The sequence below is a fragment of the Lacrimispora sp. YZC11 genome, from assembly GCF_057543815.1.
This window is the reverse complement of record NZ_BAAJYQ010000006.1, coordinates 1,087,132-1,109,398: the sequence shown is the minus strand read 5'-3', so window position 1 is coordinate 1,109,398 and position 22,267 is coordinate 1,087,132. Positions and strand designations below refer to the sequence as shown.

Annotated in this window: 20 protein-coding genes; 15 read left to right on the top strand and 5 right to left on the bottom strand. The window is 46.8% G+C overall.

The features are described from left to right. Positions 1 to 51: 51 nt before the first annotated feature. Together AC27IJ_RS11405 and AC27IJ_RS11400 are read right to left on the bottom strand one after the other, a co-directional pair. A complete protein-coding gene (locus tag AC27IJ_RS11405) occupies positions 52 to 837 on the bottom strand; it encodes a MurR/RpiR family transcriptional regulator (protein WP_312442648.1) in 786 nt (261 codons plus the stop codon). Then, positions 821 to 1,645, bottom strand: coding sequence for a MurR/RpiR family transcriptional regulator (locus AC27IJ_RS11400; RefSeq protein WP_487148896.1), 825 nt, complete (start codon positions 1,643 to 1,645; stop codon positions 821 to 823). Before AC27IJ_RS11400 ends, AC27IJ_RS11405 begins: the two co-directional genes overlap by 17 nt. 194 nt (positions 1,646 to 1,839) lie before the next feature. On the opposite strand from AC27IJ_RS11400, the gene AC27IJ_RS11395 reads away from it, so the two are divergent. From AC27IJ_RS11395 to AC27IJ_RS11380, 4 genes are read left to right on the top strand one after another with little or no spacing between them, the layout of a single operon-like run. Beyond that, the gene (locus tag AC27IJ_RS11395) at positions 1,840 to 2,580 is read left to right on the top strand and encodes a nucleoside phosphorylase (RefSeq protein ID WP_312442652.1); all 741 of its coding nucleotides are present in this window, start codon (positions 1,840 to 1,842) and stop codon (positions 2,578 to 2,580) included. A gap of 28 nt (positions 2,581 to 2,608) precedes the next feature. Continuing rightward, a complete protein-coding gene (locus tag AC27IJ_RS11390) occupies positions 2,609 to 3,211 on the top strand; it encodes an ECF transporter S component (RefSeq protein WP_312442654.1) in 603 nt (200 codons plus the stop codon). A gap of 20 nt (positions 3,212 to 3,231) precedes the next feature. Beyond that, positions 3,232 to 4,005: an energy-coupling factor transporter transmembrane component T family protein gene (locus AC27IJ_RS11385; RefSeq protein ID WP_487148892.1), complete on the top strand. Its 774-nt coding sequence runs from the start codon at positions 3,232 to 3,234 to the stop codon at positions 4,003 to 4,005. Then, positions 3,996 to 5,687 (top strand): ABC transporter ATP-binding protein, encoded by a 1,692-nt coding sequence (locus AC27IJ_RS11380; protein WP_312442658.1) that lies wholly within the window; start codon positions 3,996 to 3,998, stop codon positions 5,685 to 5,687. The genes AC27IJ_RS11385 and AC27IJ_RS11380 overlap by 10 nt, the downstream gene beginning before the upstream one ends. Positions 5,688 to 5,787: 100 nt before the next feature. Here AC27IJ_RS11380 and AC27IJ_RS11375 read toward each other — a convergent pair whose 3' ends face one another. Further along, positions 5,788 to 6,297 (bottom strand): hypothetical protein, encoded by a 510-nt coding sequence (locus tag AC27IJ_RS11375; protein WP_312500639.1) that lies wholly within the window; start codon positions 6,295 to 6,297, stop codon positions 5,788 to 5,790. Between the two features lie 273 nt (positions 6,298 to 6,570). Here AC27IJ_RS11375 and AC27IJ_RS11370 point away from each other — a divergent pair, with 273 nt between their 5' ends. The 6 genes from AC27IJ_RS11370 (at position 6,571) to AC27IJ_RS11345 (ending at position 13,880) form a co-directional block, all read left to right on the top strand. Next, on the top strand, positions 6,571 to 8,265 hold the full coding sequence (locus AC27IJ_RS11370; RefSeq protein ID WP_312442662.1) for a L,D-transpeptidase family protein: 1,695 nt from the start codon (positions 6,571 to 6,573) through the stop codon (positions 8,263 to 8,265). Between the two features lie 152 nt (positions 8,266 to 8,417). Next, positions 8,418 to 8,693: a GNAT family acetyltransferase gene (locus tag AC27IJ_RS11365; protein ID WP_312500640.1), complete on the top strand. Its 276-nt coding sequence runs from the start codon at positions 8,418 to 8,420 to the stop codon at positions 8,691 to 8,693. Between the two features lie 118 nt (positions 8,694 to 8,811). Further along, complete coding sequence (locus AC27IJ_RS11360; protein WP_312442664.1) at positions 8,812 to 10,485, top strand: glutamine--tRNA ligase/YqeY domain fusion protein; 1,674 nt, start codon at positions 8,812 to 8,814, stop codon at positions 10,483 to 10,485. Between the two features lie 112 nt (positions 10,486 to 10,597). After that, positions 10,598 to 12,046: a MocR-like pyridoxine biosynthesis transcription factor PdxR gene (gene pdxR, locus AC27IJ_RS11355; RefSeq protein WP_312442667.1), complete on the top strand. Its 1,449-nt coding sequence runs from the start codon at positions 10,598 to 10,600 to the stop codon at positions 12,044 to 12,046. After that, positions 12,039 to 12,908: an MORN repeat-containing protein gene (locus AC27IJ_RS11350; RefSeq protein ID WP_312442669.1), complete on the top strand. Its 870-nt coding sequence runs from the start codon at positions 12,039 to 12,041 to the stop codon at positions 12,906 to 12,908. Before pdxR ends, AC27IJ_RS11350 begins: the two co-directional genes overlap by 8 nt. A gap of 18 nt (positions 12,909 to 12,926) precedes the next feature. Continuing rightward, on the top strand, positions 12,927 to 13,880 hold the full coding sequence (locus tag AC27IJ_RS11345) for an AraC family transcriptional regulator (protein ID WP_312442672.1): 954 nt from the start codon (positions 12,927 to 12,929) through the stop codon (positions 13,878 to 13,880). A gap of 5 nt (positions 13,881 to 13,885) precedes the next feature. On the opposite strand, the gene AC27IJ_RS11340 is transcribed toward AC27IJ_RS11345, so the two are convergent. Further along, entirely contained in the window at positions 13,886 to 15,787 is a 1,902-nt protein-coding gene (locus AC27IJ_RS11340; protein ID WP_312442674.1) for a DUF5696 domain-containing protein, read from the bottom strand. Positions 15,788 to 15,872: 85 nt separating this feature from the next. Beyond that, positions 15,873 to 16,811, bottom strand: a complete 939-nt coding sequence (locus AC27IJ_RS11335) for an AraC family transcriptional regulator (RefSeq protein WP_312500642.1) — start codon at positions 16,809 to 16,811, stop codon at positions 15,873 to 15,875. A 440-nt stretch (positions 16,812 to 17,251) separates the two neighbouring features. Between AC27IJ_RS11335 and AC27IJ_RS11330 the strand changes: the two genes are divergently transcribed. The 5 genes from AC27IJ_RS11330 (at position 17,252) to AC27IJ_RS11310 (ending at position 22,131) form a co-directional block, all read left to right on the top strand. Beyond that, positions 17,252 to 18,532, top strand: a complete 1,281-nt coding sequence (locus AC27IJ_RS11330; RefSeq protein WP_312442677.1) for a Gfo/Idh/MocA family protein — start codon at positions 17,252 to 17,254, stop codon at positions 18,530 to 18,532. A gap of 58 nt (positions 18,533 to 18,590) precedes the next feature. Next, a complete protein-coding gene (locus AC27IJ_RS11325; RefSeq protein WP_487148885.1) occupies positions 18,591 to 19,886 on the top strand; it encodes an ABC transporter substrate-binding protein in 1,296 nt (431 codons plus the stop codon). A 9-nt stretch (positions 19,887 to 19,895) separates the two neighbouring features. After that, on the top strand, positions 19,896 to 20,804 hold the full coding sequence (locus AC27IJ_RS11320) for a carbohydrate ABC transporter permease (RefSeq protein WP_312442679.1): 909 nt from the start codon (positions 19,896 to 19,898) through the stop codon (positions 20,802 to 20,804). A 12-nt stretch (positions 20,805 to 20,816) separates the two neighbouring features. Next, positions 20,817 to 21,644: a carbohydrate ABC transporter permease gene (locus AC27IJ_RS11315; RefSeq protein WP_312442680.1), complete on the top strand. Its 828-nt coding sequence runs from the start codon at positions 20,817 to 20,819 to the stop codon at positions 21,642 to 21,644. 253 nt (positions 21,645 to 21,897) lie between these two features. Further along, positions 21,898 to 22,131 (top strand): hypothetical protein, encoded by a 234-nt coding sequence (locus tag AC27IJ_RS11310; RefSeq protein ID WP_312442681.1) that lies wholly within the window; start codon positions 21,898 to 21,900, stop codon positions 22,129 to 22,131. The last annotated feature ends 136 nt before the right edge of the window (positions 22,132 to 22,267 follow it).

The following is a 22,267-nucleotide window of genomic DNA, read 5'->3' as shown; positions in this document are numbered from 1 at the left end:
GAAGCTGCCCGGCCATGGGAAACATGGAACCGGGCAGCTTTCTTATTTTCGTTAAGACAGGGAACCAAAGGTGTCACCATCTGTCTGGGAATTCTGTTTGATCCTGGCGGCCAGTTCAATCAGAATCTGGACAATTGTGAAGATTCCCAGTCTGGGATTGATATCTACATGACGGTACTCCTCATTCCGGTCATTGGTGCAGAGTGCGATGGTGCTGTAGGGTATCAGAGGGCTGTCCTTCTCACAGGTGAGCAGAATCGTGATGGTGCCGCGGGCCTTAGCCTTCCGGAATACAGACAGATATCGCCTGGCATCTCCATGGGCCGTGATGATGAAAAGAACGGCATCGCTGTTTATCTCATGTACAAGACCATTTAACAGGCGCCGCCATTCAACCAGAATACAGGGATAGTCAAGTGAGTTTAAGACCGTCTGGAGATATTTGGCGGCAAGGGAACTTAAATTGGAGCCATAGATATAGATGGGCCGGTCGCTGGTCAGAAGCCCGGCGATCTCTTCCAGCTTCTCTTCATCGATCTGATCTAAATTATCCTTAAACAGGGCGAGAGAATGATGGACCAGATCATCGGTACGGAAGTTCTGGGGATGAAGCTGCTTTAATTCCTTACGTACCTGGTATTTGAATTCGTTATAGCCCTTCAGTCCCAGCTTTTGGCAGAAACGGACAATGGTAGCATTGGAGGTATACAGGCTGGCACTTAAGTCATTTAAATTGGTATACACGGACGAGGGAAGATTGGATTCAAAATACTTAAGGATTTCTTCCTCCGTATCCGTAAGGTGCAGTTGATGTGCTTTTTCAAATAAAGGAATCATGGTTTCCCCCCTGTTCCGTTTGTTCCCGGCCGGACAGCTTGTACTGAAGGTAACAGCGTATTATGGCGTTGATCATATAAAATACCGGAAGCCTGGAAGTGAACTCCGCTCCCCGGTTTTCACGCTGGCTGGTGAAGAAGCGGAAGTTGACAGTGGCTAAGTTGGCGACTTCATTGTTGGTATATGGGGTGATGGATAGAATCGGGACATTGTTCATCCGGGCGATTTTGCCAAGACGTACGGTCGGACCGAAATCCCCGGTGGTGCTGATTAAGATCAGCAGGGATTCCGAGCGGATATTTCTTAAAATATGTTCTCCCATTTTACTGGATTCGATCTTGTATACGTTCTGGCGTCCGATGGAGAAAAGAAGCTTCTCAAAATAGTCGCTTAGAATAGAAGTGATCCCTCCTGGGGCCCATAAGTAGATGGGGCAGTTACTGTCAAAATACCGGAACGTATGGCTGAGCTGATCTTCCGATATCAGATTGGAGGTTCCTTCGACGTTGGAACACAGGCTGTCAATCATGATCCGGGTATCAAAATCCTGGGCTTTTGCAGCCAAGGGTCCGGGATTTTCTTTTCTTCCCTCGGCGCGGAGGGCATATTTGAATTCCGCAAAGCCGGAATACCCAAGCTTCTTGCAGAAGCGCAGAATCGTGGCAGAGGAATAGGATGTCTGGGCGGCCAGTGTCTGTATGCTCATATCCAAAACCTCATCCGAGTGTTCATAGACAAATTTCAGGACATTCAGTTCATTGTTGCTCAGGCTTTTGATAACAGTGTCATCCAGATGAAGTGTGACCATAGGAAACCTCCTCGTAAATCTCTCAGTCCATTTTATCACGAATACATGATAAGTCAATGCAGCCGGTTGGAAATAGACGGACTGTTTCGTGAAAAAGGTATTATTATCAGGTTATAGTTTGCGTCAACAGATTGACAGGATGGCCTCTTTGTGCTACATTCAGGACATAAAAAGGGTGAAAGGAGATGATACCTGTGGCTGAGATCATGCCTCATATCAATTTGTCAAAAGAACAGGCCGTTCCCTATGTGCTGCTGCCGGGAGATCCAAAACGCTTGGACCGGATTGCAGCCTGTCTGACGGATACGGAGGAACTGGCCTATAACAGGGAATTCCGAAGTATTAAGGGAAAATACAGGGGAGTGCCCGTTATGGCGGTATCTACAGGAATTGGAGGTGCGTCTGCGGCGATCGCAGTGGAGGAACTGGCAAGAATCGGGGTTAAGGCCATGATCCGGATCGGAAGCTGCGGAGCGCTTCAAAAAGGGATCCGCCTTGGCGATTTAATTCTGGTAAATGGAGCTGTCCGGGATGATGGGGCCTCGTCTTCCTATGCGGACTCCATCTATCCGGCGATACCGGATACGGAGCTTTTGCTGGCCTGCATGAAAAGCGCCGGGGAATTGGGAGCGAGATCTCACGTGGGAATAGCCAGGAGCCATGACAGCTTTTACATTGATGAGGAAAAAGAGGTCTGCGCTTACTGGGCTGGAAAAGGCGTGATGGGTTCTGATATGGAAACCGCTGCATTATTTGTGGTGGGCGGACTGCGGGGAGTAAAAACCGCCTCCATATTAAACGTGGTGGTGGAGTCTGAGGAGTCCTTAGAAGACAACATCAACAGTTATACCAGCGGAGAGTCAGCCATGATGAGGGGAGAGCATTTGGAGATCCTTACGGCATTAGAGGCCTTTGTCCGTATGGATCAAGGTTAAAAGAAAAACATGATTGGAGGAAATTGAGATGAAAAATTTATTTAAAACCAAATTGAATGCGGCTTGTTTTGTTCTGATTCCGGCCTGTATTGGAATCAATTATTTAGGAAAGCTTTTTGCGTCTGTTTTAAAGCTTCCACTTTGGCTGGATTCTATCGGTACCTGCATCGGCGGTATTCTTGGGGGACCCGTGATCGGGGGAATCTGCGGTGCGGCTAACAACTTAATTTATGGCTTTACCACCGGTGATTCCATTACCCTGGTATATGCCTTAACCAGCTTAGGAATCGGTGTCGCGGTAGGAATCATGGCAAGGCTTGGCCGTATGGAGAAGCTTTCCGGAGCCATTCTCACCGCCTGTGTGGCAGGCCTTACGGCTGTTGTAATCTCCACTCCCTTAAATATCATTTTCTGGGGCGGAACCACAGGCAATATCTGGGGAGACGCTGTCTTTGCCTGGTCACAGGCCTCAGGGCTTCCTGTTGCCTTTGGCTCCTTCCTTGATGAGATCATCGTGGATGTGCCGGATAAATTAATCACCCTTTTGATCGTGTACGCCATCATCAAAGGTCTTCCAAAGAAACTGACTTCCCTTTACGAGATGGATGATGAAGTGGCAAGTCTGGACTAAAGCAGGAAAGGCAGAATCATATGAAAAGTATCAGTCTTTACGTGGATAAAGATACCTACTTAACCAGACTGCATCCATTTGCCAAGATGTTTTATATTCTGGCAGCCGTCAGCGCGCCCTTAATCGGGGGTGCGCTGTGGATCTACGGCCTGTTTCTGGCCTTCAGTCTATGCCTTTTGATCAGCGGGAAAATTATAAGGAAGGTTTTCCCCCTGATTGCCTTTTCTTTTACCATCATAATCACCATCTTTTTGATCCATGGCCTTTTTAACCAGGAAAACCAGAAGGTTCTGTTCCATTTAGGACCTCTTGCCTTTTACCAGGAAGGGCTACTCTATGCCGCCAGAATCGGACTTAATATCATAAACATGCTTTTGGCCTTTGCAACCTTTGTGTTGACCACCAAGCCTGCGGACCTGGTGGAGACCATGGAGCAGGCAGGCTTTTCTCCCAGATTCGGGTATATGATCAGCTCTGTTTTTCAGATCATTCCCCAGATGATGGGAACCATGAATACCATCATGGATGCCCAGAGAAGCCGGGGCATGGAAACAGAAGGAAGCCTGCTTGTCAGAGCCAGGGCATTTATCCCGCTGATCTCGCCTGTGGTCAGCAGTTCCTTAATCAACACCAGAGAAAGGGCCATTGCCTTAGAAGTGCGGGGATTTGATTCAAAAAACAAAAAGACATTTTTAAGGGAACACAGGCTGGCGGGCAGGGACAAGGCATTCATGGCGCTGATGGCTCTGATCATTGGGGTTTCCGTAGTATGGAGGGTGCTTACATGGCTTTGATCGAAGTTAATAATTTAAAATACCGGTATCCCCATAGGTCAAACCTGGCTCTTGACGGAATTGATTTTCAGGTGGAAAAAGGGCAGTTTATTGGAATCGCCGGTGAAAATAAAGCCGGAAAGAGCACTTTATGCCAGGCCTTTGCCGGTCTGGTCCCCACCATGTTCCGTGGGGCTTATGGCGGTAAGCTCCTCATTGACGGAGCGGAAGCGGCAAAGACACCCATTGCCGAACTGTGCCAGAAGGTTGGTCTGGTGTTCCAGAATCCTTTTAACCAGCTTTCCGGAGCAAAGGATACGGTCTTTGAGGAAATTGCCTTTGGGCTTCAGAATTTAGGGATCCCAAAGGAAGAGATTTTTAAGAGAGTAGAAGAAAATTTAAAGCTTCTGGATATTGAGGAATACAGGGACAGGAATCCTTTTGATTTATCCGGAGGACAGACGCAGCGGGTGGCCATTGCCAGCATCCTTGCCATGGAGCCTAAAGTCATTGTGCTTGATGAGCCTACCTCCCAATTAGATCCTCAGGGAAGTGAAGAGGTATTCCGGGTGGTTGACAAGCTGGCCAAAACAGGCATAACCATTATCATGGTGGAACAGAAGATAGAGAAACTGGCTTCCTACTGCGATAAGATCCTCCTTCTTCATAAAGGAAAGCAGATCGCCTATGATACTCCGGAACAGATTTTTTCCAGGGATGATTTAGAGGAACTGGGCGTTAAGCCGCCGGTTTACACTCAGGTGTGCAGAGCCCTTGGGGTGTGCAGGAAAGAGGGAGAGGACAGGCTTTATCCTGTCACATTAGAGCAGATGGAGCGTTTAAGGGAGCAGTTTCCTCCAAAGCTTACCGGCAGGACTTTTGTAAAGGGACAGGAAGTGAAAAGCGGTCAGGAAGTGTTCCGGATCCAGGATCTTACGTTTCATTACCAGCCTGATATACCGGTGATCGAACACCAGGAGCTCTGTCTTGATGCAAGGCCTACCGCCATCATCGGCCAGAACGGTGCGGGAAAGACTACTCTGGTCAAGCTGTTAAAGGGATTGTTAAAGCCAAATGCAGGGAGTATTTTCTTTGAAGGTGAGGATATTTCCAGGAGAACCGTGGCGCAGCTTGCCGGAAAGGTGGGATATGTGTTCCAGAATCCGGATGACCAGATATTTAAGAACCAGGTACTGGAAGAGGTCATGGTGGGCCCCTTAAACTTAGGGAAGAGCCGGGAAGAGGCGAAAAAGCTGGCAGAAGAGGCCCTTGAGATGGTAGGGCTTTTGGAGGCCGCGGAGGAAAATCCCTATGACCTGGATTTATCGGAACGGAAGATGGTAGCCATTGCTTCGGTGGTGGCCATGGATCCGAAGGTGCTTATTTTGGATGAGCCGACCATTGCCCAGGATACAAAAGGCCGGGCCGTGCTTGGAAGGATTGTCCGCACCTTAAGCGAAAAGGGAAAATTTGTGCTGGCGATTCTTCATGATATGGACTTTGTGGCAGAGCACTTTGAACGGGTCATTATTATGGCCCACGGTAAGGTGCTTTCAGACGGGCCTGGAGAACAGGTTTTCTATGAGAAAGAAAGTCTGGTAAAGGCCAGGCTGGAGCAGCCCCATACAGCCAGGCTGTGTGAATTTCTGGGCTATGAGGGTGCATTTATGACGGCAGAAGATATGAAAGCTGCAGGCAGGTAGCCTCCCGGCTTTTTCGCTTATATGTTCAGGCAGAAACGCCTGGCTCAGAGGAACTCCTTTGAAGCCAGGTGTTTTTATTGCGCCGGTAGCAGGGGCCTTCCTAGGTTTTCTTCTCTGGAGTGCAGAAGACCACAATCGTCTGGGGAGTGGTGATTGCCGGAATGCTGCGGGTGGTAAAGGCATAGAAAACAAGAAGAAAATGGCCGCCTGGATTGTAAAAGAAGGTCTGGCCGTTGGAAAGGAGGATCGTTGTCTCACTTTGGTCGGACAGGCTTAACTTCAGGGTTTGTGATGAATTTAACAGGTCCTCATCAAAATAATCAAAAACAGCCTCATACCCATCGCTGTTTTCCGCAAGGACGACTGCCGCGTACTGAGGCGGATAAATCAGGGGAACAGGCGCTTTTGTATCATAGAAGGCGACAATGGAGTCACCGGGGTTAAAGGTGTGCTGGTTAAAGACATAGGTTTGCGGAGTGACAATAAAGTTGGTCTGTCCTATGCTCTCGCTCATTATGGAAATGATCATAGAACAGCTTTTGTCGGTGGCGGAGTTCCGTAAAGGGTTGACGGAGGTTACTTCTCCGTAGACTGGGGTATAGCGTGCCATGAAGGATTCCTTTTTTCATCATTCTTAATTTATCTTATGAAGACTGCGGGAGTATTATGAAATATTTTGTCACCATGGGAAGCAGGAATTTTTTTAAGATCCCCAAAGAGGAAATTTCTTCCAGTGATCCCTGCATGTCATAAGAAGCTGGTCATGAAAGAGGAAATCGTAATAAAAATGTCAAGAAATATACCATAAATATTTAGACAAATTTCGCGGTTTTAAGGTATAATGAATTCTGAACGTAAAGGCTTGTAAAGAGGTAGGAAATTAATGGAAAATGTAAAACCGCGCAGCAGAAAGAAAAAGCCACTTGGAATAAAGGGCTGGGCAGCAATTGGAAGCGGGACTGTAGCTGCAGCGGCGCTGATTGCTGCTCTGGTCTATCTTCAGATGGGCAGGCAGTATGAGAAGGTGTTTTTTCCCAACACCACGATCAATGGAATGGATGCATCAAAGAAATCCATAGAAGAAGTAAAGAAATCAATTGCCTCCGGCATTGAGAACTATGTGTTGTCAATCGGGGAAAGAGGAGGAAGCACAGAAGAGATAAAGGGAATGGATATCGGCCTTGAGTCAGTTTTTGACGGAAGCCTAGAAAAGATTCTGGCAGACCAGAAGACTTATGAATGGCTGAAACATATGAAAACTCCCCAGGAATTTGATATAGGAACCATGATACAGTATGACCAGGACAAATTTGAAACGGCTGTTTCCGGCCTGGCCTGTTTAAAGGATGAGCTTGTGGAGAAACCGGAGAATGCACAGGTGTCCGATTATGTATCGGGACAGGGCTACACAATAGTGGCTGCCAAGGAAGGAAACCAGCTTGACTTAGAAAAGATGAAGTCTGGAGTTTCCGAGGCTATTATGAGTTTAAAACCGGAAATTTCCTTAGAAGAGCTTGATGCTTATGTAAAGCCTCAGATTCCGGCTGATGATCCCCAGCTGATCGCTTACGTGCAGACATTGAATAAATATGTCAATGCCACTATTACATACAGCTTTGGAAATGAAAAAAAGGTGTTAAACGGAGATACGATTTCCAAATGGATCGGGATCGGAGAGGATGGCAAGGTTTATTTAAACAGCTCCTCTGTTACCGCATATGTGAAAGAACTGGCTTCCAAGTATGATACGTCCACCAGAGCCAAAAGCTTAAAGACCTCCTATGGGCAGACCGTAAGGATCACGGGAGGCAGCTATGGCTGGAAGATCGATCAAAGCGCCGAGGCAGATGAGCTGGCAGAGCTGATCCGTTCAGGACAAAGCCAGGTAAGAGAACCTGTATACAAACAGAAGGCAGCCAGTCATGGGGACACCGATTACGGCAGCACTTATGTGGAAATCAACTTAACAGCCCAGCACCTTTATTTTTATAAAGACGGAAAGCTTTTGGTGGAATCGGATTTCGTATCCGGCAATGAGTCAAAAGGGTGGTCCACTCCTGCGGGCGTGTTTCCCCTTACCTATAAGCAAAGGGATGCCACGTTAAAGGGAGAAACTTACAGGACTCCCGTGTCCTACTGGATGCCATTTAACGGAAATATCGGCCTTCATGATGCCACATGGCGCAGTACCTTTGGCGGAACCATCTATAAGTCCGGCGGCTCCCACGGCTGTGTCAATCTGCCACCGGCTGTGGCAAAGACCATATTTGAGAATATTGCAGCAGGGGTCCCGGTTCTTTGTTATCATTTGCCTGGAACGGAATCTCAGACAGCCTCTAACGGAACTTCCAAACCAGGAGAGACAAAGCCTGCCACAGAGCCAACCACCGCAGCAAAGCCTACGGAAACGCCAACCACGGCTCCGCCCGCAACGGCGGCACCTACCACTGCGGCTCCTCCTGCAACCAAGGAACCGGAGACAGAGGCATCAACAAGCGCTCCTTCCAAAGATGGTGAGGTCGGGCCTGGAGTTTCCAGCCGCTCAGAGAAGAAAACAGGGCCTGGCGCACACAAGTAATGCAAAGCCCATGGGCTGCGATACCGGCGATTCACATGAGCCGGCGCCGCGGCCTTTTGTTTTTACACGTGAACAAAGGATTTTCTTGACAATGGCATAATACTGGTATAGGGTTTCAATAGATCAAGGTCATATGCAAGGAGGAGAATAAAGTGCTTAATAAAGATACCTTTGTACCCATACAGTTTTTTAAAAAAGAGGCTTACACCGGGAGCATGAAGGGGATGCGTTACCGGGTGAAAAAGGAGGAAGAGGAATTATCGGCCGTGGTATATCCGGAACCCTATTGTTATGAAGCGACTCCTGAGGAGCAGAAAATAAGAGCAGCCTTTCCTTTTACGGAAGAGGGAAGGGGAGAAGTCGTGGATTGGATCAATGGGCAGTATGAGGAAAAACGGCCGGTCTGGGAAAAGGCCGAAAGAAAGTGATTTTATGGCCGAACCGTAACAAAAAGCCCGGCTCTTTGCTGTATTTTCCCCCTTTTCTAAATGGATGAAGTATGGTATGATAGTGTAATATTGGGATTACTGACATGGAGGAAGAGAAATGGAAGAGAACAAAGAAGATGTAGTTTCTAAAAACTTTATCGAACAGGAGATAGATAAGGATCTTGCAGAGGGTGTTTATGATCACGTGCAGACCAGATTTCCGCCGGAGCCTAACGGTTATCTGCATATCGGACATGCAAAATCGATTTTACTTAACTATGGCCTGGCTCAGAAGTATGGTGGAAAGTTCAACCTCCGTTTTGACGATACAAACCCGACAAAAGAAAAGACAGAATTTGTAGAATCCATCATGGAAGATGTGAAGTGGCTGGGAGCTGATTTTGAGGACCGCCTTTTCTTTGCGTCCAATTATTTTCAGGAGATGTATGATTGTGCGATCCTTTTAATAAAGAAGGGAAAGGCATTTGTCTGTGATTTAACTGCGGAGGAGATCAGGGAATACCGGGGAGATTTTAAGACTCCAGGTAAAGAAAGCCCATACCGGAACCGCAGCGTGGAAGAGAATTTAAAACTGTTTGAAGAGATGAAGGAAGGCAAGTATCAAGATGGGGAAAGGGTTCTCCGCGCCAAGATTGATATGGCATCTCCCAACATCAACATGCGTGATCCGGTCATTTACCGCGTGGCCCGCATGACTCATCATAACACCGGCGACCAGTGGTGCATTTATCCCATGTATGATTTTGCCCACCCGATTGAGGACGCCATTGAGCACATCACCCACTCCATCTGTACTCTGGAATTTGAGGATCACAGGCCGCTTTATGACTGGGTGGTTAAGGAGTGTGAATTCGTGGATCCTCCCCGCCAGATTGAATTCGCAAAGCTGTATCTTACCAATGTGGTAACGGGAAAACGCTATATCAAGAAGCTGGTAGAAGATGCAGTAGTTGACGGCTGGGACGATCCCCGCCTGGTATCTATTGCCGCTTTAAGAAGAAGAGGCTATACGCCGGAATCCCTTCGCATGTTTGTGGATCTGGTAGGCGTATCAAAGGCCAACAGCTCCGTGGATTATGCCATGCTGGAATACTGCATCCGAGAGGACTTAAAGCTGAAGAAACCGAGAATGATGGCGATTCTGGATCCCATTAAGCTGGTCATCGATAACTACCCCGAGGATACCATAGAGTATCTGGATGTTGCAAATAACCTGGAAAATCCTGAATTAGGAGAGAGAAAGGTTCCCTTTGGGAAAGAGCTATACATTGAACGGGAAGATTTTATGGAGGAACCCATTAAGAAATATTTCCGCCTCTTCCCAGGCAATGAAGTCCGCCTGATGAATGCCTATTTTGTGACCTGCACCGGCTGCGAAAAGGATGAAGACGGCAATGTTACTGTGGTTCACTGTACCTATGACCCGGAAACAAAGAGCGGCTCAGGCTTTGAGGGCAGAAAGGTAAAGGGAACGATTCACTGGGTTGCTTCCTCCACCGCAGTACAGGCGGAATGCCGTCTGTATGAAAACATCGTGGATGAAGAAAAAGGAAAGCTTAATGAAGACGGCAGCTTAAACTTAAATCCAAATTCTTTGATAATCTTAAAGAACTGCTATGTGGAACCGGGTCTTTTAAGTGCAAAAGCTTATGACAGCTTCCAGTTTGTAAGAAACGGATTTTTCTGTGTTGACTGCAAGGACAGCGAGCCAGACCATCTGGTATTCAACCGGATCGTTTCATTAAAGAGTTCTTTTAAAATAACAAAATAATCTTTGACAGGCCGGATGACCGGTCAAACGAGGAGAATGCTGCATGGCCGGGAAAAAAAGGACGTGCGGCATTTCTTCATATCCGGTAAAGAGGAAGGGAGGAGTTTTCACCATGGAGTTAATGATACCATTAAAAAACCAGCCTGGTTCCCCTTATTACAGCCAGATTTACAGCTATATCAAAGAGGAAATAAAAAAAGGGAATATAAGGCCGGCCACCCGCCTTCCATCTACAAGGAGGCTGGCGGAGAACTTAAAGGTCAGCCGAAGCACCACCCAGATGGCTTATGAACAGCTTTTGTCGGAAGGATATATTGAGGCTGTCCCCTGTAAGGGGTATTATGTATGCAGGATCGAGGATCTGGTGCATACCGGGCAGGAACAGAGGGATAAGATCCCATCCCTTCTTAGCCCATCCGCCTTTGGCAGGGAAAATGTCCCGGACTGGAAGGTGGATTTTTCTCCCAGAGGCATTGATCTTTGTGCATTCCCCTTTAATACATGGAGGAAGATATCGAAAAATACCCTTGTGGATGATAACCGGGAGATGTTTATGCCGGGAGATCCCCAGGGAGAACCGGCCCTCAGGGAGGCCATACGTTCCTATCTCCATTCTGCCCGTGGGGTAAACTGTCAGGCTGAGCAGATCATCGTAGGCGCCGGAAGCGAATATCTTCTGATGCTGCTGTCCCAGATTCTGGGAACCGACCGGGTGATCGCCATGGAAAACCCTACATATAAGCAGGCATACCGGGTCTTTGACAGCTTAAAGTACCAGGTGGTTCCCGTTGCCATGGACCGGTCCGGCATGGATGTAGAGCTTTTGGAAAAGAGCGGGGCGGATATCGCCTATGTAATGCCTTCCCACCAGTATCCCACCGGCATCGTCATGCCGGTAAAGCGGCGGCAGGAGCTTCTTGTATGGGCTTATGAAAAGGAAGGGCGGTATCTCATTGAAGACGATTATGACAGTGAATTCCGATACAAGGGAAAGCCCATCCCTGCATTACAGGGAATGGACGGAAGAAACCGGGTGATTTATTACGGAACCTTTTCCAAATCCATTGCCCCGGCCATCCGTGTAAGCTATATGGTCCTGCCCGGCCCTCTGTTTGCTGTGTACCGGGACCGGATGAATTTCTATGCTTCCACGGTATCCCGTATTGACCAGAACATCCTTTATCAGTTTATGGCAGAGGGACACTATGAACGCCATTTAAACCGGATGAGGGCGGTCTATAAGGCAAAGCACGATACACTGGCGGCAGGGCTTAAACCCTTTGAGAGCCAGTTCCTGATCAGAGGAGAACATGCGGGTCTCCATCTGCTTTTAACGGACTGCAAGGGAAGGGCGGAAAACCTGCTCATAAGCATGGCGGCGAAATCCGGGGTGAAGGTTTACGGTATGTCGGGATACTTTATCCATGAACAGCCGGATACCTATCCTTCCACCATTGTCCTTGGGTTTGCAAGCCTTACAGAAGAAGAGATAAAGACAGGTCTTGCGCTTCTTTGCCAGGCGTGGTCCGTATATGACGGGAAGGAGGGATCTTGTGTTTGAGAGATGGACGGATCCAAGAAAAAGGGAAAATCTTCGCATCCTCCTTTGGATCGGGCTAATCACGGTGCTTTTGCTGCTGCTTAGCGTGGCAGGCTCCATTAGGAATGAAGAAAGATACGAAGAACCCGGCCAGGATTTTACAGAGGTGGAAAAGGCGGAACCAGAAGCATTGGCTGAGCCTTTGAGTGAGACTTTATCAGATGAAATAATCCTTTCTCCCGGGGATAAGGAATTTTTAACCCAGCTGACAGGGTTATTTGACCAGGGGGACTTAGAAGGAGCGGCCAGACTGTTAAACGGTTATGACATCCCCTGGAAAGAGTTTCCCTGCATGTATGATGGAGCGGCGATGAGGGGAAAAATATCCTCCGGCAAAGGTCTGGTGTTTGTAAAAGCCTCCACGGTTTTTTACGGGAATTTTGACTATGGGAAGCCGGAGGGGGATTGTACGGCCCTTCAGGTCCTTGAACTGGAGGAGGGGAAACGCTACGATTACTCTTATGGGACATGGGCGGATGGAAAGATGAACGGTAATGGAGAGTGCGGTTACAATTATTATAACGGAGTCACAGAGGACATCACGAAGCTCAATGCAAAAAGGGGTGCTTTTAAGGATGATCTGATGCAGGGAGAGATTACCTATACCAGCACTAATGCAGAAGGGGAAGCTGCTGTCTGGCAGTTTAAAGTTGAAAGCGGCGTGATCGTAAAGGATGAAAGATGGCTGCAGGATACGGACAGCTCCGGGGCTGTTATTTACAAGCTGATGGCAAAAGATGATAATGTTCATGCCTACGCCTTAGGAGAAAACGCTATGGGAGAGGACAGGTGGAAAAACCTTATCCTATTTCCTTATGTTTAAAAAAGGAGGCCTTGACTGGTGGATCAGGAAATCTTAGACCGTCTGGGAGTCATTACAGACGAGGAACGGGAAATCATAAACGGACGGACTGAAATTGACCGCAACCGGTATACCGAGGGGCAGGAGCTGGTCATTGACAGCAAAAAGATGCTGGAACACGGAAAAATGATCAGCATCAGGCCTCACACCAGGTTCGTCCATTTCCCCAAGCACAAGCATAATTATATTGAAGTGATTTATATGTGCAAGGGTGAAACCGTTCATTTTATTGATGGGGAGAAGGTGGTTTTAAAGACAGGGGAGCTGCTGTTTTTGAACCAGCATGCCACCCAGGAGATCCTTCCGGCAGGAGAGGAGGATATTGGAATAAACTTCATCATCCTGCCGGAATTTTTTGATACTGCCTTTGAAATGATGGGAGAAGAAGAAGACTTACTGCGTGATTTCCTGGTAGGTTGTCTCTGCTTTGATCCCCGATACGCCAGCTACCTCCATTTCCAGGTGGCAGATGTGCTTCCGGTACAGAATCTGGTGGAAAACATGGTGTGGACCCTTTTAAGCGACCAGCCCAATAAAAAGAGCATCAATCAGATCACCATGGGGCTTTTGTTCCTTCAGCTCATGCATTGTACGGATAAGATCAGCCATACCTCGGAGAGCTTTGAACAGAAGCTTATATTTCAGGTACTCACCTACATTGATGAAAATTATAAGGATGGGGAGCTGACTGAGCTTGCTGCTCTCCTTAATTATAATATTTACTGGCTGAGCCGGGCCATAAAGAGATTGACCGGGCGGACCTATAAGGAGCTTTTGCAGGTAAAGCGGCTGAATCATGCTTCTGTTCTTCTTTTAAATACCAGGCTTTCCGTGACAGACATTTCCATAGCGGTAGGGTATGATAATACCAGCTATTTCCACAGGATCTTCCGACGCTATTACGGGATGTCCCCAAAGGAATACAGGACATGAAACCCCTAGGCATTTTTCTGCTCTGTTTTGATCTCATAGGTTCCGTGAAGGAGGTCGGCTTCCACTGCAGTACCGTCCGCAAAGGTGGTGCGCTGCCGGAATAAATCCCCGTCAATAAATTCATGAAATAACATTTCACACATGGCGACCCTTTCGTGAAGAGAAGCAACAACGCTGCAGCGGGCCGCCATTTCTTCCTCTGAAAGGGTTTGATGGCCGCCAAAGGAGCCGTCAATGTTCTCATAAGCCCCATCCCGGATAAAATACGGCGCGCCGCCGTTTAAGAGGGCGTAAAGCATGAAATCCTCTTTTTCGTATTTTTCCATCATCCAGGGAATGATCAGGCAGTCATGGTATACCAGGTTAAAGAGAGGTACTGCGATTCCCTGACGCTCAGCCCCCGGCTCGTGCATCATAAAGGAATAGGGAGCATAGTGGCAGAACACCAGGCTTTTTACAGACCAGTCCGTCACTTCCTCAGAGCTTGGAAGGATCCCCTGGGAAAGCAGGTATTCAAAGCAAAGGCTCCGGTAGTCCAGGCATTCCTTCCGGTTGATCCGGTGCCATGGGTGGTCGCATTCATCGGGCTCGTTGCAGGTGAACACATCTAAGTAGGCACAGTCTAATTCCACTCCGTTTTTCTTGATCTCAGTAAAATTCCTTTTCACATAATAGGGAGCCTGGGTGGCACACAGATAGGTTTGGGGTCCGCCCGCCCAATTGGCATGCTCCGTAAGGGTATTGTCAGGCTTTTGCGCTGCAAAATTCTGGTCAAAGGTTTTGGCCCTGCGGTAATAATCCCGGTACTGGTCATGGATGCCAAAGGAATATCCATATCCGTGCATGGCATCCGCAAGCTCCTTCATCTTTTCCCAGCCCCCTGCCTCTTCACAGGCAGGAAGATAGTCGGGGTGTTGGTTGTCATAACCTGGTTCCGCCCACCCATCCAGATGGAGATACAGCTTTTTAAGACCCAGATCCTTGTGGAAATGATGGATCTCACCGGTTCTTTTCTCAAAGCGGTATACATGGTTGTTTTTGTCCGGGTTCTCCGGATCAAAGAAGCGGGAATCCGGCATGACCTGGGTTTTGATTCCTTTATGGAGGAAGGAAGCACCAACCAGTTTATGAACAGGGGCCTTGGCTGCCTTTTCCTTCAGGGAACAGAAGGTGCCCTGCTCCTTTACGTAGCTTCTGTAATGCTTGCAGATGTCATTGTAATCGCAGTCAGACAGAAAGGAAAACCGCATCGTTCTGCGGTCGTTCATCCTGCCCAGGCTTGGCAGCCATTTGATGCCGGTGTGGGTATAGGGACCCTTTGCCGGATGCTCCGCATAATAAGCGGCATCCCAGGGCTGTTCGCAGATAGCTAAGTAACCATCTCCATCCTTTACCTGCCCAAACCAGGGCATATAAGAACCGGCGGTGCACATCATGCCGTCAAAGGGCAGTTTTTCAAGAGCCGTTTCCCAGGTATTTGGGATGAGAAGCCCCTGCTGGATGTTTAAAAGAGTGTACCAGCGGTCACTTTCTTTTTCAAATTCCATGTATCCGGGCCAGTATATTTCTGAAACCGGGATGCTGCTTTCTGACAGAGGGATCCATTCAAAATGAACGTCCTCCGTGGCATACTCGATCCATGAAACCGTTTCAAAGGCCAGTCCTAAATCAATGCCGTCTGACAGGAAACCCTGGTAATGGCTGATGATCCCTTCTCCGACCCCTGTTTTCCACTGGTTATGGGTAATGGATGCGGCATCGTGGAAATAAACGGTCTGTCCGCCGGCAATAAGGCGGGGACTGTATTTTGCATCCCATTTCCAAAGTGTGCTTCCATGCTTAATGGAAAACAGGAGGGAGCTTTCCTCAAAGCTCAAAGCGGTCTGATTGAATATAATATCCTGCATTGTCGATCCTCCACTGAATTGATGTTTCTAATATAGCACTTTTTCGAAAAAAAACATTATGGAATCATCACGGAAGCTTGTCAAATTATCCTGTTGTTCCCCTCTTTTTCTTACTTGCAATTGTAATTTCATTGGAATATTTTTTAACGGAATTAAAATATTCCAGTGGAGACATACCGGTTGTTTTTTTGAACTGCTTGGAAAAATACTGCAGGGAGCTGTAGGAAAGGAAATACGCGATTTCCGTAAAATTCATGCTGCCATCCCGCATGATCTCCTTGGAACGCTCGATTTTCATGAAATTGAAATAATCGATGGCTCCGCAGTTTTTTTCTTTGTGAAACAGGGAATGGAGGGTGGAACGGCTTATGGAGAATTCGTTGCAAATAGTTTTTATGGAAAGTTGTTCACAGATGTGAAACTCCATATATTGAATGATCTGTTCCAAATGGCTGGAATTGGAGGAAAGGGTCATCTGCCCGGTTGGAACGGCGTGAATGGGCACACCATTTTCTTCAAAATGATTCCGTTTCACATGAATCAGGAAAATCTGCAGATATAAAAGGATGAGCTGGGCAGCTCCAAAGGGAGGGGAAGGGGCCAGTTCCACCTTTTCCACAGAAGGGATGTGAAGGGGAGTGGAAAAGGCCTGTCTTGCCTCTGCAATGATCCTGGAAATGAGGAAACGTTCCTCCTGATTTAAGGTACAGGATTTCTCTTCAAAAAACCTCATGCTTTCGCTGGAGCAGCGGAAGGATATGGCCACTAAATTGGGAGCCTTGTTCCCGGACGCATTTAAGGCGTGGAATTCATTTGGCTTGTGAAAGATCACATCCCCGGCCTTTAAATGGTAGATGGATTGGTTTGCCTGTACGGTAATCTCTCCCTTGTCCACGTAAAGAAACTCCCAGAAATCGTGGGATTCTCCTGAAAACACGAAATCCTTCATGTATTCAAAATAGTGGACGGTTATGATTTCGTGGATTTCAAATTCTATGGTTAGCGCTGTGCTGCAGTATGCCATTTGAAATACCTCCTTTGGCCTTTATGGTAGCACGAAATGATGCGGCTGGCAAGATTGGATAATTTGATAACAAGACAGGACAATCCTGCAATTCAAACCTATTGAATGGGAGTATAATAGAAAAAAATATTTATCCGGCCAATGGAGGCATTCATCGATTCGTATGGATGCCTCTTTTTGCATTTTTAGAAAGATTCCGTTGAAATCACCGTAAGGAGGGAATACTTTCTGGAAGAATTTGTGCACAATAACGGAAAAAACAAGGAATTTGGCAATGAGTCTGGATAATAGTATAAGCATATCATTCCGGTTCATTATATAATGATAAAAAAGAATCAAGATACAATGAGTGCAAGAGAGCGTAGATGAGCTTGCTCATCGGCGCGAAGGTTGAATGTCGGTCATGAACCGTAGTTCATGATACAGGAAGGGAAGATAACATGAAAAAGATTACAGTTGCCCTTGCGGGCCTGGGAAGCAGAGGCAAGGATGCCTATGCGCCGGTTGCAAAGCTGCTTCCTGAAAAAATGGAGATCACTGCCATAGCGGATATTGATGAGGCAAAGGTGGAAGAGGTGGCCAGAGAATACGGGGTGCCGAAAGAACGGTGTTATTCCAGTGCAGAGGAGATGCTAAAACAGGAAAGGCTTGCTGATGTGATGTTTATCGCCACACAGGACAGGCAGCATGTGGGCCATGCTCTTCCGGCTCTTGAAAAGGGATATGATCTTTTGCTGGAAAAGCCTGTTTCACCGGATTTAGATGAATGCAGGGAGCTTTTAAAAACTGCCGGTGAGAGAGGGCGGAAGGTGGTAGTCTGCCATGTTCTGCGCTATACGCCTTTTTACACAAAGGTAAAAGAACTCATTGATTCCGGTGTGATCGGGGATGTGGTCACTGTTATGGGGATTGAAAATGTAGGCTACTGGCATCAGGCCCACAGCTTTGTCCGGGGAAACTGGAGAAACTCAGAGATAACCAGCCCCATGATTCTTCAAAAATGCTGTCATGATATGGACCTTTTATTGTGGCTGACAGGAAAGACCTGCGAGTCTGTTAACTCCTTTGGAAGTACCTATTTATTCAAGGAGGAAAAAGCACCGGAGGGCGCGGCAAAGCGCTGTCTGGATGGATGCGCAGCCAAGACGGAATGTCCCTTTGATGCGGAAAAGATTTACATAACCAATGAAAAGACCGGCATTGCCCATGGCAAGTCTGACTGGCCATGCAATGTACTTACCCTTCATCCTACGGAAGAATCGGTTATGGAAGCCATAAAGACCGGTCCTTATGGAAGATGTGTGTACCATTGCGATAACAATGTGGTGGATCACCAGGTAGTTAATTTAAATATGACAGACGGCTCTACCATCAGCTTTACCATGACAGGCTGCACGGATGAAAATTCCCGGTTTACCAGATTTATGGGAACAAAGGGAGAAATTGAAGCCAGTCTTCATTCCAATCTCATCACCATAAGGCCCTTTGGAAAGGAAAAGGAAACCATAGACGTTTCCAAATTATCCGATGATTTTTCCGGTCATGCCGGGGGCGACAACCGGATGGTGGAGCAGTTACTTGATATGGTCAGGGAAGGAACCGAGCCAAGCCATTCCATGACCACATTGGAAAAATCCCTGGAAAGCCATTATATTGCCCTTGCGGCAGAAGAGTCCAGAATCTCTGGAGGAAAGCTGATTCATTTAGAGGATATTCGTTAATTGGAAGGTTGAAAAAACACCTTTCTATAATATCAATAAAAAAAGGAGAGAGCAGATTATGAAGAGAACGAGAGGAATCAAAGTGCTGGCAATGGGAATGGCATTTGCCATGGCGGCAATGAGCCTTACCGCATGCAGTGGAGGAGGCGGAGCTTCCAAGGGAGGTACTGCGGCCTTAAGCTTCGGAATATGGGATGAAAAGCAGCGCCCGGTCATGGAAGCCATGGTCCAGGCCTACGAGAAAACCCATGAAAATGTAAAGATTGAGATTCAGCTTACGCCTTATAAAGGAGGAGAATACTGGACAAAGCTGGAGGCTGCGGCAACAGGAGGAACAGCGCCGGATGTATTCTGGATCAATGTACTCCATGCAGAGGATTATTATGACGGAGGAATCCTTCTGGATTTAAACGATTACTTGAAAAAATCGGACCTGGATTTAGGAAAGAATTTTCCGGAAGCGCTTGTAAAAGCCTATAATTTTGAGGATAAACAGATTGCCATACCAAAGGATTTTGATACCAATGCCCTGTGGTATAACAAGGATATCTTTGATAAAGCAGGAGTGGCATATCCTACTGATGACTGGACCTATGATGATCTTGCAGCGGCCTGCAAGGACTTAAAGGCAGCAGGTCTTGATTCAGGAACCTATCCCTTTGCCTGCCCCATCGATTTCCAGACTTGGTATTACCCCACCGTATATGCGAACGGCGGCTGGATTCTAAATGCCGACAAAACAGAGACCGGCTATACAGATCCAAAGACCCAGGAAGGAATCCAGTGCTGGATCGATCTGATCAAAGAGGGTTATTCCCCGACAGCAGCCGCTTTGTCTGAGACCTCTGCCGATGCCATGTTTGAGGGCGGCCAGATTGCTATGGTTCTGGCAGGTTCCTATATGACACCGGAGTATACTTCCAATGATGCCATCAACACCAAGATCAACCTGGTAGAATTCCCGGCATTTAACGGGAAAGAGCCAAATGTCATTAACGGACTTGGCTATGCGGTGTTTGCAGGAAGTAAAAATAAGGATGCTGCAGCAGATTTTGCATTGTGGCTGGGAAGTGAAGAGGCTATGAAGATCCAGGGAGAAAGCGGTGTTGTCATTTCCGCACGGAATGATGCCCAGAAGTATTTTGCCGATTCCAATAAGGATTTAAACCTGGCTGCTTACACCAATCATTCCGGTGAAGCCAACCCCCTTCCTGTGTGCAAATCCGTGGCAGAGATCTATGATGTGGAATTAGAGGCGTTAAAGGCAGCTTATTCCGGCGAGAAGCCTTTGGCAGATGTATGCGCACAGCTTAAGACGGATGCAGATGCAATTCTGGCAAAAAATAAGAAGTAGGTGTATGGTATGCAGGGTACGACAAAAAAGAAAATAGCAAAGCGGCAATGGAAAGAATGGGGAGAGGGGTATTTATTTATAACACCTCTGTTGCTTGGAATCTTCATATTTTATATTTTTCCCTTCATTCAGAATTTCTGGTTCAGCTTTAATGAAGTGAATAAATTCAATGTAGCCACCTTTAATGGCCTTAACAACTATATAGAAATGTTTAAGGATAAAGAACTGTGGAGGGCTCTTGGCAATACACTTCTCTACGTGGGGATCACCGTGCCTTTAGGCCTTGCGTTATCCCTGTTTGTAGCGGCCCTGCTCAATACTAAAATCAGGGGAACTTCATTTTACCGGACCATTTATTTTCTGCCTTCTGTAACCATGTCGGCTGCAGTGGCAATGGTCTGGAGGTGGATTTATAATGAGCAGTACGGCCTTTTAAATGCGGCTGTGAAGGCTTTTGGCTTTTCTCCTCACGGCTGGATCACTGATCCCAAAACAGCCCTGTTCATGGTTATGATCGTTGGGATATGGGGAACCGTAGGCTATAACATGATCATTCTTTTAGCCGGTATGCAGGGGATATCAAGGTCCTATTATGAGGCAGCGGCTGTGGATGGCGCAAGCGGTATCCGCCAGTTTTTCAAGATCACGGTTCCAATGCTGTCCCCGACCATATTTTTCGTTTTGATCACCTCTGTCATCGGCGGCTTTCAAGTGTTTGACACCATTTATATGATGATTGGAAAAGCAAATACTGCTTATCGGAGTACCCAGACCCTGGTCATGATATTCTACCGCAATGCGTTTGATTATGGTCACAAAGGTTATGCAGCAGCCATATCCATTTTAATCTTTTCTATTATCATGCTGGTAACGGTGATTCAGATGATAGGACAGAGAAAATGGGTCAATTACGACTAAAGGAGGTGCAAGATGAAAAGAACAAGCAGTCATAAAAAGCTATTGATCCATCTGATTCTGATTGCAGGAATCAGTATAACCGTGCTTCCGTTTCTTTGGATGCTGTGCACCTCATTTAAAACAAAGGGAGAGTCCATGGCGATCCCGCCCACGATTCTGCCTGAACGGTTTGTTACGGAGGCCTATTATAACGTTCTGACCGCACTTCCCTTTGGAAGGATCTATATGAACACCGTATTTTCCACGGTCATAACGGTTGCAGGGCAGGTAATGATCTGTACCCTGGCTGCTTATTCCTTTGCCAGGATTAAGTTTCCGGGAAGAGATATCCTGTTTTTGGTGGTGCTTTCCGTTCTGATGGTTCCGGGACAGATCTTTCTGGTGCCCCAGTATCTTATCATACAGAAGGCGGGGCTTTTAGATACCATGCCAGCCCTTTTTCTGCCCAACTTATTCAGCGCCTTTGGTACCTTTATGATGAGGCAGTTTTTCTTATCCCTTCCTGATGAACTGGAGGAAGCGGCTATACTTGACGGGTGCAGCAGGTTCCAGATTTTGATTAAAATCATGGTCCCTCTGGTGAAATCAGGGGTCGTTGCACTTGTGATTTTCACGGCAAAGTTTGCATGGAACGATTTTATGTGGCCTTTGATCGTCAATACGACCACAACAAAAATGACCCTGGCCCCGGCTCTTTCCACTCTCCAGGGACAGCATACCAACGATTACCCGGCACAGATGGCAGGCGCTGTTCTGGCTGTCATTCCAATGATTGTTTTGTTTTTTGTTTTTCAGAAACAGTTCATAGAAGGAGTGGCACACACAGGAGTAAAAGGGTAAAGATCCGGTATCAAAATGTTTGATAGAATGTTAAGAGGCTTGTTTGAATCAGGGAAAGGAAAGCGGATCATATCTGCTTTCCTTTTCTTTTCATTGAGCCATGAAAGGACCTTTAAAACCGGAAGGTTTCTATAAAAGTTCTTCCTGAATATTTTTCAATGAGGGAAACTATAAGGTAATAAACAAAAGGAACTTTGCATATACTTGGTAATATATGGTTGATAAAAATATTTCTATAAAGGAGAGAACCAGTATGCCAAGAGGAGTAAGAAAGACACCACTTGAAAAACTTCAGGAAGAATTAAAAGAGGTCCAGGAAACGATTCAGCAATATAAGGACAGTCTGGTAATTTTAGGCGAAAAAGAGAAAGATGTTCAGGAGAAGATTAAGCTGGAACAATTTAAGGAAGTATCAACAATATTGGACGAGCATGAAATGTCGATCATGGATTTAAAGGAATTGCTTATTTCATCAAAAGCAGATTAAAATGCTTCGATGACTGAAGAAAGGATATGCAAATAAGGACGCAGTTTTAAATAAACAGCGTCCTTATTTTTTTGGCACAAATCCGTTATGATAGAGGAAGAGATACTCTGCGGGCATACTTTTACGCCCAAGGAGC